The following is a 13,415-nucleotide window of genomic DNA, read 5'->3' on the forward strand; positions in this document are numbered from 1 at the left end:
AGGGGGCTATTATATGAAGAAACGTTCAAAGCAAAATAACCCAGAGCAAAAAACAAAAAATGGTATGAACAGTAATGATATTGAGGTAGGAAAAGACTTTGATCCAGTTAAAGAATTGAAACAAAAAAATAGTAAGCTTGCTCAACCTGCAAAATCGAATAAAGCATTTAAGTAAGAGATTGAAAAAGCGTCAATTGTATGAATGGAAGTTCGTTCATACAATGGGCGTTTTTTTAGTTTAAGTTTTTTTGTAAGGAGCCGTTATCGATACGTGTAAAGATACAATAGGATGCAAGGGTGTTTCTTTGAAAAGTAATGATTAAGCCGATCTTGAAAAACCTAGTGTATAAATAATGAGTAGTAAATGCAGGGGTTGAAAATTAAAAGAATTTGCATTGTTTTTTTAATACTCTTTTTACGAAAAAGAGGTTGCGAAAAGCCAAACAAAAGACTACAATTTATTTTGGTTTTCGAAATAAACCAGTTCTTGTTTTGTTAATAAAATAAATCGAATGTTGAAAGTCGTTGCCTTGAGCCTACGACTTTTAATTAAGTATGAAAGGGCCTATAGGAGAGATATATTGCCCAGCTAAAAAGAATTGTTTAATAAAGGAGAGAGCATATATGCCAAAAGCGTTATGGCTTTTAGTCATTGGAATGCTCATCAATGTAACAGGTGCTTCGTTTCTTTGGCCATTGAATACAATCTACATACATGAACATCTTGGAAAGTCATTGTCTGTTGCTGGATTTGTATTGATGTTGAATGCAGGAGCAAGTGTTGTTGGAAATCTAATTGGTGGAACTCTTTTTGATAAAGTCGGAGGGTATAAATCCATTATTGTTGGAATTTCGATTACATTGATGGCGTTAATTGGCTTGATTTTCTTTCATGGATGGCCAACTTATGTCATCTTGCTTATTATCGTTGGATTTGGATCTGGTATGGTGTTTCCATCTATGTACGCAATGGCTGGAACCGTTTGGCCAGAAGGTGGAAGAAAAGCGTTCAATGCCATGTATGTGGCACAAAACGCAGGTGTTGCGATTGGAGCGGCTCTTGGGGGATTAGTTGCTTCTTATTCATTCACCTATATTTTTGTGGCAAATGCATTTATGTATTTGATATTCTTCATTATTGCTTTTGTTGCGTATCGTCATATTACAACCACTCATACGAAGCAAACGAGTGTCTTGAATGAAGCAAAACCTGTTCAAGACCGAGCAAAATTTGCTGCATTACTTATGCTATGTGTTGGTTATTTATTATGTTGGATGGCATATGTTCAATGGCAATCGACTATTGCAGCACATACTCGAAATATTGATATTTCCCTTGCGCAATATAGCATGCTTTGGACAATTAATGGTGTATTAATTGTAGTCGGTCAACCATTTATCCTACCTGTAGTAAAGTTTTTTGCCAAAACATTAAAAGTGCAAATTTTAATTGGTACGGTTATCTTTATTCTTTCTTTTGGTATGGTATCAGTTGCGACAACCTTTACACATTTTGTTTTAGCGATGGTTGTTTTAACAATTGGAGAAATGTTTGTGTGGCCAGCTGTTCCGACTGTAGCAAGTCAGTTAGCGCCAAAAGGAAAAGAAGGATTTTATCAAGGTGTTGTAAATAGTACAGCAACCGGTGGAAGAATGTTAGGGCCTGTGATTGGTGGATTATTCGTTGACTTCTCTACTATTCATACATTGTTCTATGTCCTAATGGTTGTTCTAGTATGCTCATTAATTCCAACAGCCATTTACGATAAAAAACTAAAGAAAGTTTACCAAGACGAAATGATTACAAAGCCTGTTTCAACGTAATAGCTTGAATGAAAAGAAATCTCTGTACTTTATCTATACATTAGATAAGGGTACAGAGATTTTTTAGTAGAAAAAAAGCATATAAAAAAAGATAATAGGTTAGAAAATTAAGAATTTACTGATTAAATTCTTAATACTATAATATAGACTGTGGCAAGCACTTGAAAGGAGGCTGCGACGCAGTTAATTTTGCAAGCGCTTTCTTTGTGTTAAGGAAAGACAGACAACTTATAGGGGGATGAACAAATGCTTAGTATGATTGGGTTAATTGGGGGGCTTGTATTACTTATTGTATTGACCATGCGCGGAATGAACTTGCTTATTGCAGGTCCATTGTGTGCATTATTTGTAGCCCTTTTCAGCGGTTTACCACTTTTTCCTCAATTAGTAGGTGAAGGGGAAGCAAACTTTGTGGGTAACTATATGTCCGGATTCACTGGGTTTGTTGCTTCTTGGTATTTAATGTTCTTACTAGGAGCTATATTTGGAAAAGTAATGGAAGATAGCGGTGCAGCAGATAGTGTTTCAAAATGGGTAGTAGATAAACTAGGTATGAAACGAGCTGTACTTGCGATTGTATTAGCCTGTGCAATTTTAACATATGGCGGTGTAAGCTTATTTGTTGTTGCGTTCTCTGTTTATCCAATGGCCGTTAGCTTATTTAGACAGGCAGATTTACCACGTCGGTTTATCCCAGCTGCGTTAGGATTTGGTTCTGTTACATTTACAATGACTTCAGCGGGATCTCCAGAGATTCAAAACTGGATTCCAATTGAATACCTTGGAACAACTCCTTATGCGGGATGGGAAGTTAGCTTAATTGTGGGTGTATTAATGGCGGTTTTTGGCTACTGGTGGCTAAAGCGTCTAATCGGAAAAGCTGTAAAAAGTGGCGAGAAGTTCGTGGAACGCAAAAACGATCCAACTATCGTAGAAGGAGCGGAATTGCCAAATCCATTAGTAAGTTTAATTCCTTTACTTGTTGTATTAGTTATCTCGTTTGTTTTCCATGACTCATTAAAACAATCAGCACTTATTGTTGCATTATCGGGTGGAGTCATTGCTACTTACTTATTGAATCGTAAATACTTTAAGAACTTTTGGAGTGCAATATCTGAAGGAACGCTAGGAGCGCTTATTGCAATTGGTAACACAGCTGCTGTTGTTGGCTTTGGTGGGGTGGCTAAAGCTGTACCAGCATTTGCTGTGGCAGTAGAGGCTATGACAAACATTCCAGGAAGCCCATTGATTGGTGGAGCAATTGCAGTTAGTGTGATTGCAGGTATGACGGGTTCAGCTTCAGGAGGGCAGGCGATTGCGTTACCAATTTTAGCTCCTCATTATATTGATGCTGGGGTAAACCCTGAAGCACTCCACCGTGTTGTTGCCATTTCATCAGGTGTATTAGATTCTCTCCCACATAACGGATATGTTGTTACGACAATTACAGCCATTTGTGGTGACACACATAAAGCTGCCTATTTACCAATGGCAGCGATGACAGTTATTGTGCCATTAATTGGATTAATGCTTGCGATTATTTTATTCTCATTCGGTTTAGGAATCTAATAAGAGACAAATAGATCATTTGAGGCTGAGTCAATAGGAGCGAGAAATGCTTCATTCGACTCAGTCTTTTTATCATTGTGTTAAAAAATTAATAGTTGTAAAATACTAAATCTCAAAATAAACCATTCATCAAAAATCGGCAAGGATACTTCCACTTCAAACAGACTGTAAGGTCGTTAAGTAGTGGGTAGTTGACAATAGAGCAAATCAAAAGTATAAAAAGAAGCTAGAAAAGAAATAATAAAAATATTATTAATAAAATAACAGGAACAACTTGCAGATTAGAAACATATTATTTACAATACATATAGGAATCTACATATATTCTAATAACAATGATGAGGAATAGTAGTGAACGAAACGAGCAAAGAGAGTTGACGGGTGGTGCGAGTCAACAAACGTGCGTTCATGAACTCGCCTTTTGAGTTGCAAATGCGAACAGCATAAGAGTAGCATTTGTCGTCCATCCGCGTTAAGGAGTTTGAGCGAGCGCAATACGTTTGCGCTAATGTGGGTGGTACCGCGGGAAGTTAATTCAACCTCTCGTCCCTTTTTAGGGATGAGAGGTTTTTTATTTGAATTAAAAGTGAAAGTGACTGTTGTAAGCTGCAGGAACTTGCTTATAGATTACCATTATAAGGAGGATTATCATGGCTTTTAACCATCAACAAATTGAAAAAAAATGGCAAGACCAATGGGAAAATAATCAAACATTTAAAACAACAGAGGACGAGGGAAAGCGTAAATTTTATGCATTAGACATGTTTCCTTATCCATCAGGGGCAGGACTTCATGTAGGGCATCCAGAAGGATATACGGCAACGGATATCTTGTCTCGTATGAAGCGTATGCAAGGCTTTAATGTATTACATCCAATGGGGTGGGATGCATTTGGTCTACCGGCAGAGCAATATGCGTTAGATACTGGAAATGACCCAGCTGAATTTACAGAGCAAAATATTAATAATTTCCGCCGTCAAATTAAAGCATTAGGGTTCTCTTATGATTGGGATCGTGAAGTGAATACAACAGATCCAAGCTACTATAAATGGACGCAATGGATTTTCTTAAAGCTATATGAAAAAGGATTAGCTTATATTGACGAAGTAGCGGTAAACTGGTGTCCAGCCTTAGGAACGGTATTAGCAAATGAAGAAGTCATTGATGGGAAAAGTGAGCGTGGAGGGCATCCAGTAGAGCGCCGTCCAATGAAACAATGGATGCTAAAAATTACAGCATATGCAGATCGTTTACTTGAAGATTTAGAAGAATTAGATTGGCCAGAAAGTATTAAAGATATGCAACGCAACTGGATTGGTCGTTCAGAAGGTGCACACGTTCATTTTGATATTGATGGTCATGATGAGACATTTACTGTATTTACAACACGTCCTGATACATTATTTGGAGCAACTTACGCTGTTCTTGCACCAGAACATGAACTTGTGGAGAAGATTACAACAGCTGAACAAAATGAAGCCGTACAAGCATATTTAGAAAAAGTAAAAATGAAGAGTGATCTTGAGCGTACAGATTTAGCGAAAGAAAAAACGGGCGTCTTTACAGGTGCTTATGCTATTAATCCAATCAATAGGGAAAAGATGCCAATTTGGATTGCAGACTATGTACTTGTTAGCTACGGCACAGGGGCAATTATGGCTGTTCCTGCTCATGATGAGCGTGACTTTGAATTTGCAAAAGAATTCGATCTACCAATTAAAGAAGTAGTAGCAGGTGGAGATATCACAAAAGAAGCCTACACAGGTGATGGTGAACACGTTAATTCAGACTTTTTAAATGGCTTAAACAAAGAAGACGGTATTGCAAAAGCAATTGCTTGGCTTGTTGAACATAACAAAGGTGAAAAGCAAGTTACGTATCGTCTTCGCGATTGGTTGTTTAGCCGCCAGCGTTATTGGGGTGAGCCAATTCCAGTAATTCATTGGGAAGATGGTACAATGACAGCTGTTCCAGAAGAACAACTTCCGTTAATGTTACCAAAGACAACAGAAATTAAACCTTCTGGTACAGGTGAGTCTCCGTTAGCGAACATTGCTGATTGGGTTAATGTTGTAGATCCAGAAACAGGTAAAAAGGGACGTCGTGAAACAAATACAATGCCGCAATGGGCAGGAAGCTGCTGGTATTACTTACGCTATATTGATCCGAAAAATGATCAGTACTTAGCGGCACCTGAGAAATTAAACGAATGGTTACCGGTTGATATTTATATCGGTGGAGCAGAGCATGCGGTTCTTCACTTACTATACGCACGTTTCTGGCATAAATTCTTATATGATATCGGTGTGGTACCAACAAAAGAACCATTCCAAAAGCTATTTAACCAAGGGATGATTCTTGGTGAGAACAATGAAAAGATGAGTAAATCAAAAGGCAACGTTGTGAATCCAGACGAAATTGTTCAAAGTCATGGAGCAGATACGTTACGTTTATACGAAATGTTCATGGGGCCTCTTGATGCATCGATTGCATGGTCTGAAAAAGGATTAGATGGCTCTCGTCGTTTCTTAGATCGTGTATGGCGTTTATTCGTAGAAGAAAACGGTAAACTAAGCAGCAAAATTCAAGATAGTACAGACACATCATTAGAGCGTGTCTATCACCAAACTGTTAAAAAGGTGACAGAAGACTACGAGGCTCTTCGCTTCAATACAGGAATTTCACAATTAATGGTGTTTGTTAATGATGCTTATAAAGTAGATGTACTTCCAAAAGAGTATATTGAAGGATTTGTAAAGTTACTTGCCCCAATTTGTCCACACATTGCAGAAGAGCTATGGGAAAAGTTAGGTTATTCTAACACACTTTCATATGAAGCATGGCCAGCATTTGACGAAGGAAAATTAGTCGATGATGAAGTGGAAATTGTTGTTCAAATTAACGGAAAAGTACGCGCGAAACTAAGTGTACCAACAGAAGCTTCAAGAGAGCAGCTTCAAGAAATTGCAATGGCAGATGGAGATGTACAAGAGTACATTGAAGGTAAAACAGTAAGAAAAGTCATCGCTGTTCCAGGTAAATTAGTAAACATTGTAGCAAACTAACATGATTTGAAAAGAAAAAAGGTGTCTGGATCAGCAATAACATGCTTGATCTAGACACCTTTTTTATAATTAACGATGGAAGCGAGGATGATCTTCATCCACAGCAACATCAATCACATTGTGAAAGCGAGGATGATCTTCATCCACAGCAGAGTGTAGAAACGAAGTTGAAACGAATGAAGCAAAAGCAAAACCGAGTGTAAATGTTACAGATCCAATGATAAATTTTTTCATGGAAATTCCTCCTAATTTGTTAATTTCTTTCTAATATCATTGCAAAGCTTATAATAATAACTGCTTTTCTTGTATGAAAAGCGGTTAGAATGAATGTGGGCTAATTGCTCATAACACGTAAGTAAATAGCGAAAATCATTTTTTATTTTAAAGAAAGGCAATGCTATGTTCTCTAGATACTCCTCTAATCCCTCAATATCTTCTCTTATTTCAAGAGAAAGAAGGTGAAACTTTATTTCTAACTCTTTCCCATTGCTAATAGTTTGTAATAGTTTAATAGACTGTTCAGCGATGAGTAAAGCGGTCTCTTTTTTTTCCTGTGAAACCAATTCCTTGGCAAGATAATAAGAAGTTTTTAAGTACGTAAAAGAGTTTTCTTTTTTTAACGATAAGCATTCTTCATAATGAGCAATTGCCTTTTGGTGGTGACCCTGCTCACTGTATAAATTGCCAAGATTGTGATAGCAAAATGATTGCATATCTCTCATCTTTAATTTTGTAGCAGTTAACAGGATATTGTTAAATAATTGTTCAGCCTGTGAAAACTGTTTGATTCTCTTATAGTTAATAGCAATTAATAACTGACAATCTAAGCTTCTTAAGAAAAGAGAGGATGCATTTAATCTTTCGAGCGCTTCATGTCCGTAAATAATGGCTAAAGAGGGATGATGTAGGTAACTATGTACAAGAGCTAAATTATAAGAAAGCTCAGGCTCTTTATAACGAATCTTCTCACTAATCTCTTCGGCAACCTTCAGCATGTCTAATCCTTCTACATAATGGTGAAGTAAACAATTATACAGACCTAAAAACATATGAAGGTATAACGATTGTACGATGGTCAACTTCTTTTTAACCTTATTAAAGTAGTCAATAAGCTTTTCAGCTTCTTGAAACTTTTCTTCGTATAAATAATAGCGAAATTGCGCCAGTCGATAGTTATTAAGAAGAGTAATATTGTAGATGTTCTTCGTTTTTTGTTCTAATTTTTGAGCATATATTTGTACGTCATCATTACTTCGATCAACCATTGCTTGATACCATTTTAAGACATCATCATTAAGTAGTTGTTGCTCGTTCATGACTAAACGATAGTCATAGCCTAACTTTTCTAACAAGAGAGCAATAATCTCATCGTTTGCTTCAATACGATTGTTTTCTAACTTGCTTAAATAAGGAATGGAACAAATACCTTTTGCAAGTTCTTCTTGGGTCATTTCTTTTTCTTGACGTGTAATGGAGATAAGGGTACCAATGTTTACTTCAAAGTTATCGTTTAGTAAGTGCATAGTTAGAAAGAAACTCCTTTATGTAGGGTTTTTCAATGAAATCTGAAAGTTGAAAGTCGAAATTTGTTTGAGATTTCCCTCGTTTCTGCCCTTTTCTATATTTTCTATATTTTCTGTTAAATAAAAAAGAGACTAAAGACTCATTGTTATAGACCTAGAACTTTCTTTTTTAGTATAAAATTCGCTTCGATATAAGGCTAAATAACTAAAAATTTCTCAATCTACTAATAGTGCATGAAAATAGAGAGAGAGAAAATCTATTTTGGGTATGTGGATAGTAAAAAAGGGTGAAGGTAGCTTTCGGAGTTCTTTATCTGATAAAATAATACAAAGATAAGATTGAAAGGAATGATTTTTATGTCAGAAGTTAAATTGATTACAACTGAAGAGCTTCAAAAGAAGATTGAAAATGGTGAAGAACTTTATTTAGTCGATGTACGTGAAGACGAAGAAGTAGAAGAAGGAATTATTGCTCATGCAAAACATATCAAAATGGGTGAAATTCCAAATAACTTGAATTACTTTGATAAAGAAAAGGAATATATCTTTATTTGTCGTTCGGGTCGTCGTAGTGAAAATGTATGCTTATACTTGCAAGATCAAGGCTATAAAGTTCGAAACATGGTTGGTGGAATGTTAGAGTGGCAAGGAGACGTTGTAAATAAGTAACCTGACGTTAGTGGAAAAGGAAGCTTCAGCAGGATAAATGCTGAGGCTTTTTTGTTTGTTGAATTTTTAGATAACTCATTAAATGGTTATACTTTTTAACATGTTTATTTTACTAGATATTCATGAATATTATTTTTCTGAATATTCTTAATTAAGGGAGGGGATACGTATGAGTATGTTCCATATTATGGACGTGACAGAAAGGGTGTATGCAAAAATTAGAGAAGATTGTGTAGAGCTTTACTTTCACACAGAATGTATTGGCAAAGTTATATTATCGGAAGAAGGAAAGGAATACGACCTACATGAAGGCTACGCCTATGAAGATAATAAAATATTGAAATTAATTAATTGCGAAGAAAACGTACCCCCGTATGTGGAAGATTGTGATCTAGGATGGTGTTAGCGTATTGGTGCAAGTGAAATTATTTGATAAAGAACATGAAAAAGATTTAGAAGTAGCGATGAATCGATTTTTGAAAACGCTATCAGGTGATCAAGTGATTGATATTAAATATCAAATCTCTACTGCTTTTGATCGAGAAGAGCAGGTTTACTGCTTTTCGGCCATGGTTATTTATCGAGATTAACAAACTTACTAACAGACGAAAAAGACGGATAAAAGCAAGAAACATGTCTTGCTTTTATCCGTCTTTATGTCTATTTCTAGTATGAATCTTTAGCGTATACACTTGCATTTAGTCCAGCGAGTCGTCCTGTTACGAGTGCAGATGTAATGTTGTAGCCTCCTGTGTATCCGTGAATATCTAGTACTTCTCCACAAAAGTACAGGCCATTCATGAACTTGGAACCCATTTCTTTTGGGTGCACTTCTTTTACAGATACACCTCCACCTGTAACAAATGCTTTGTCAATTGAGAGAGTCCCATTTACTTGAAATTCAAATCGTTTACACAGCTTTGCAAACTCTCGCAGTTGATCATGAGGAACTTGCCCAGCCGTTGCTTGTTCATCAATTTGAGCAAGCGTAATTAAAAATAACAGGTAACGCTCAGGTAAAAATCCTTTTACTACATTTTTAAACGCTTTTTTTGGCTCTTCTTTTGTTATCTTCACTAATTCTTGAAAGATGACTTCCTCATTCTTATCAGGAAAGGCGTCAATGCTCATCGTAACCGAGGAGCTTTTTTGTTTTTTAAGCTCTTTTACCACATATTGACTACAGCGAAGAACAGCTGGACCTGATATTCCAAAATGCGTAAAAATCATATCCATTTTATGGGTAATAATGGGTTTTCCTTTTTTATTCAACACACTTAAGCCTACATCTCTTAATGAGAGACCTTGCATGACTTTTTCTTTAATAAAAGACTCGTTTGATGTAATCGGTACTTCTGTTGGATAAAGTTCTGTAATTGTATGTCCAGCATCTTGCGCCCATTTATAGCCGTCTCCAGTCGAACCAGTATGTGGGACTGATTTTCCACCTACAGCAATAATGACACTTTTAGTTTCGATTCTTTCTCCATTTTGTAAGTGAACAGCGCAAACTTTTCCATCTACATACTCCACTTTTTTGACAGGTGTATTTGTGCGAATATCCACCTTGCGTCTTTTTAATTCTCCAATCAAAGCATCTACAACCGATTGGGCTTTATCTGTTACAGGGAACATGCGACCGTGGTCTTCCTCTTTTAGTTGAATGCCTAATTTTTCAAAGAAGCGAATAATATCTTCATTACTAAAAATAGAAAAAGCACTATATAAGAATCGTCCATTTCCTGGAATGTGTTTAATAATTTCTTCGATTGGTAAGCGGTTCGTAACGTTACAACGTCCTCCGCCAGATATGGCTAACTTTCGTCCAAGCTTGTTTCCTTTATCGAGCAATAACACTTTTGCTCCAGATTCTCCAGCGGCAATGGACGCCATTAATCCAGAAGGGCCGCCACCAATTACAACAACATCATATGTCATCATTTCACCGACTTTCATTTATCCTTTTTTCTTTGCGTTCTTTTTACACAGAGAAATTTTTGTTTAAAAACTGACAAAATCTAAAGAATTGTATAAAATAGTGAGCTATGGCTTAGTTTTTACTAAAGCGCTCTTAATTGTAAACTGCAACTTGCTTATTTTCAATCTTATTACTATTATCGAGAGGTAACATCGAATATTGGAGGCAAATCCATGTCAGATTCAAAGCTATTAAGAGGAACTTTTATTTTAACACTTGGTACGTACATATCACGTATTTTAGGGATGATTTATTTATTTCCATTTTCCGCCCTTGTCGGCACAGTAGGCGGAGCCTTATTTGGATATGGATATGTGCAATACACCATTTACTTAAGTATCGCTACCGCTGGTGTTCCAATGGCTGTGTCAAAGTTTGTTTCAAAATATAATGCCATAGGAGATTATCATACAAGCCGCAGGATGTTCCGATCTGGAATGAAACTAATGCTTCTCACTGGCTTTTTAGCTTTTGTGTTTCTGTATTCAGCTGCTCCTATTATTGCAAAGGCGACGTTGGGAAGCAATAACTTAGAGAACTCATTGGAAGATGTTGTCATGGTTATGCGTATGGTGAGCGTTGCCCTTCTTATCGTCCCAATGATGAGTCTGATGAGAGGGTTCTTTCAAGGTCATCAATCTATGGGGCCAACAGCCGTGTCTCAAGTTATTGAGCAAGTCGTGCGCATCGTTTTTTTATTAGCTTCTACGTATATTGTTATTAAAGTGTTAGGAGGAAGCATTGCCACTGCAGTTGGTTTTGCAACCTTTGCTGCTTTTGTAGGTGCATTAGGTGGTCTAGCCGTCTTACTATGGTATTGGAAAAAGAGAAAGCCGCATTTAGATGCATTACTTGAACAAAGTGTGACGCCTACACGTATTTCGACCGTAACGATGTTTAAAGAATTATTTACGTACGCTTTACCATTTGTGTTTGTCGGTTTAGCTATCCCGTTGTATCAGTTTGTGGATCAGTTTACATTTAACAAAGCAATGATTGCAGCTGGACAAAAAGAAGTCGCGGAATCTATGTATGGAATTGTTCAAACATATGTACCAAAGCTTGTAATGATTCCAGTATCACTTGCGACAGCGTTTGGCTTAACACTTGTCCCAACTATTACAAGTTCGTATATGAATAAAGATTATCATGTTCTACAAAAACAAATTGATCAGACGTATCAAACCATTATCTTTCTAGTATTACCTGCAGTCATTGGTTTGTTTGTTCTAGCATATCCAGCATATGGATTCTTTTTCGGTGTAGAAGCAGTTGAAGCGGGTGGACATATTCTACGCGTCTATGCACCTATTGCTTTGTTATTTTCATTCTTTACAGTAAATGCTGCCATCCTTCAAGGGATTAACAAGCAAAAATACGCTGTGATTAGTCTAGGGTTTGGATTAATTGTAAAAATCGTCTGTAACATGCCATTCATTATGCTATTCCATGAGGTTGGATCAATTCTTGCAACAGGCCTTGGGTATTTTGTTTCCATTGCTTACACATTTTATATGATTAAAAAGCATGGAAGATATGAGCATCGGACTCTAATGAAAAGAGCTATGCTAATGATTATTTTCGCAGTGGTGATGGGAGTCAGTGTAAAAGCTACTCAGTATGTGATGAGCTTTTTCTTTATGTATGAAGAAGGTCGCTTACAAGCAGCTGTCATCACTCTAATTGGAACAGCTATTGGTGGAGTGATTTACTTTGTAATTGCGTATCGCTCAGAACTTTTGCAAAAAGTCATGGGCAATCGGATTACGAATATCATTCAACGAAAGATTTTAAGAAAGAAGCCACAAAGTTCATAACAAAATGAGGCTGTACCATCAATTAGTGAAGTAAAGAAAAGAAGGAAAAATTCTTACCCTTTGTTTGGAATTTTAAAGGGAAGGGTTGCGCTGAGCTGAGTCGAATGAGGAGCTTTTTTCAGCGCTCATTTTGGTTAGTGATAGGAGGTTTAAACATGCGAGTTGATAAGTTATTATCAAACATTGGATATGGTAGTCGAAAAGAAATTAAAGGGTTGTTAAAGTCCGGAGCCGTGAAAGTAGATGGCGAGCTTATTAAAGAAGCGAAAACACATATTGATCCTAATAAGCAAGAAATAACTGTACATGGTGAGCCGGTGTCATATAAAGAGTTTATTTATTTAATGATGAACAAGCCACCTGGGGTTTTATCAGCAACAGAGGATTTTCGACAAGAGACAGTGGTGGATTTATTAGAGATTGAAGATGCGGTGTACAACCCCTTTCCTGTTGGACGTCTCGACAAAGATACAGAAGGGTTGCTGCTTTTGACAAATGATGGTCAATTGTCACACCAACTTTTATCTCCTAAAAAACATGTACCTAAGACGTATTTTGCGATTATTAACGCACCTGTTACCCAAGAAGATATCGACGCGTTTAAGCAAGGAGTAACGCTAGATGATGGGTATGAAACAAAGCCAGGAGAGCTTAACATTTTAAAAGCAGACACAGAATCAGAAATTGAGCTAACGATTACAGAAGGAAAGTTTCATCAAGTGAAGCGGATGTTTGAAGCAGTAGGGAAGAAAGTAATCTATTTAAAACGAATTTCAATGGGGCCACTACCGTTAGACGAAAGCTTAGAGCTAGGGGAGTATCGTGAGCTAACGGAAGAGGAAGTAGATTTATTGAAGCAACATCGAAATAAATAAGTAATCGAAAAAAAAGGAACCGAATCATAAGGTTCCTTTTTCTATTTCACGTTTAAGTGAACAATTTCACGTTTATCTCTATAGTTGTTTCTTCA

Annotated in this window: 12 protein-coding genes and 1 other annotated feature; of the genes, 9 read left to right on the top strand and 3 right to left on the bottom strand. The window is 36.7% G+C overall.

The annotated features are described in order from the left end of the window. Window positions 1-13 precede the first annotated feature (13 nt). The 4 genes from JOC83_RS18410 (at window position 14) to leuS (ending at window position 6,458) form a co-directional block, all read left to right on the top strand. Entirely contained in the window at window positions 14-175 is a 162-nt protein-coding gene (locus JOC83_RS18410) for a glycogen biosynthesis protein GlgD (protein ID WP_205188848.1), read from the top strand. Between the two features lie 449 nt (window positions 176-624). Next, complete coding sequence (locus tag JOC83_RS18415) at window positions 625-1,824, top strand: MDR family MFS transporter (RefSeq protein WP_205188849.1); 1,200 nt, start codon at window positions 625-627, stop codon at window positions 1,822-1,824. A 246-nt stretch (window positions 1,825-2,070) separates the two neighbouring features. Continuing rightward, a complete protein-coding gene (locus JOC83_RS18420; protein ID WP_205188850.1) occupies window positions 2,071-3,393 on the top strand; it encodes a GntP family permease in 1,323 nt (440 codons plus the stop codon). A 326-nt stretch (window positions 3,394-3,719) separates the two neighbouring features. After that, window positions 3,720-3,947 (top strand) — a binding site (T-box leader). Between the two features lie 96 nt (window positions 3,948-4,043). Continuing rightward, window positions 4,044-6,458: a leucine--tRNA ligase gene (gene leuS / locus JOC83_RS18425; RefSeq protein WP_205188851.1), complete on the top strand. Its 2,415-nt coding sequence runs from the start codon at window positions 4,044-4,046 to the stop codon at window positions 6,456-6,458. Between the two features lie 69 nt (window positions 6,459-6,527). On the opposite strand, the gene JOC83_RS18430 is transcribed toward leuS, so the two are convergent. Both JOC83_RS18430 and JOC83_RS18435 read right to left on the bottom strand, forming a co-directional pair. Next, window positions 6,528-6,692, bottom strand: coding sequence for a hypothetical protein (locus tag JOC83_RS18430; protein ID WP_205188852.1), 165 nt, complete (start codon window positions 6,690-6,692; stop codon window positions 6,528-6,530). An 11-nt stretch (window positions 6,693-6,703) separates the two neighbouring features. Beyond that, window positions 6,704-7,981 (bottom strand): helix-turn-helix domain-containing protein, encoded by a 1,278-nt coding sequence (locus JOC83_RS18435; RefSeq protein WP_205188853.1) that lies wholly within the window; start codon window positions 7,979-7,981, stop codon window positions 6,704-6,706. A gap of 357 nt (window positions 7,982-8,338) precedes the next feature. On the opposite strand from JOC83_RS18435, the gene JOC83_RS18440 reads away from it, so the two are divergent. The 3 genes from JOC83_RS18440 to JOC83_RS18450 all read left to right on the top strand — a co-directional run bounded on the left by JOC83_RS18440 (window position 8,339) and on the right by JOC83_RS18450 (window position 9,240). After that, window positions 8,339-8,650, top strand: a complete 312-nt coding sequence (locus JOC83_RS18440) for a rhodanese-like domain-containing protein (RefSeq protein WP_205188854.1) — start codon at window positions 8,339-8,341, stop codon at window positions 8,648-8,650. A 169-nt stretch (window positions 8,651-8,819) separates the two neighbouring features. After that, complete coding sequence (locus JOC83_RS18445) at window positions 8,820-9,056, top strand: DUF2553 family protein (RefSeq protein ID WP_205188855.1); 237 nt, start codon at window positions 8,820-8,822, stop codon at window positions 9,054-9,056. 4 nt (window positions 9,057-9,060) lie between these two features. Continuing rightward, complete coding sequence (locus JOC83_RS18450) at window positions 9,061-9,240, top strand: sporulation protein Cse60 (protein WP_205188856.1); 180 nt, start codon at window positions 9,061-9,063, stop codon at window positions 9,238-9,240. Between the two features lie 76 nt (window positions 9,241-9,316). Here JOC83_RS18450 and JOC83_RS18455 read toward each other — a convergent pair whose 3' ends face one another. Next, a complete protein-coding gene (locus JOC83_RS18455) occupies window positions 9,317-10,588 on the bottom strand; it encodes a BaiN/RdsA family NAD(P)/FAD-dependent oxidoreductase (RefSeq protein ID WP_205188879.1) in 1,272 nt (423 codons plus the stop codon). Between the two features lie 213 nt (window positions 10,589-10,801). Between JOC83_RS18455 and JOC83_RS18460 the strand changes: the two genes are divergently transcribed. Both JOC83_RS18460 and JOC83_RS18465 read left to right on the top strand, forming a co-directional pair. Further along, on the top strand, window positions 10,802-12,445 hold the full coding sequence (locus tag JOC83_RS18460) for a putative polysaccharide biosynthesis protein (protein WP_205188857.1): 1,644 nt from the start codon (window positions 10,802-10,804) through the stop codon (window positions 12,443-12,445). 155 nt (window positions 12,446-12,600) lie between these two features. Beyond that, the gene (locus JOC83_RS18465; protein ID WP_205188858.1) at window positions 12,601-13,320 is read left to right on the top strand and encodes a pseudouridine synthase; all 720 of its coding nucleotides are present in this window, start codon (window positions 12,601-12,603) and stop codon (window positions 13,318-13,320) included. Window positions 13,321-13,415: the final 95 nt, after the last annotated feature.

This window comes from Priestia iocasae (assembly GCF_016909075.1).
GTDB lineage: Bacteria > Bacillota > Bacilli > Bacillales > Bacillaceae_H > Priestia > Priestia iocasae.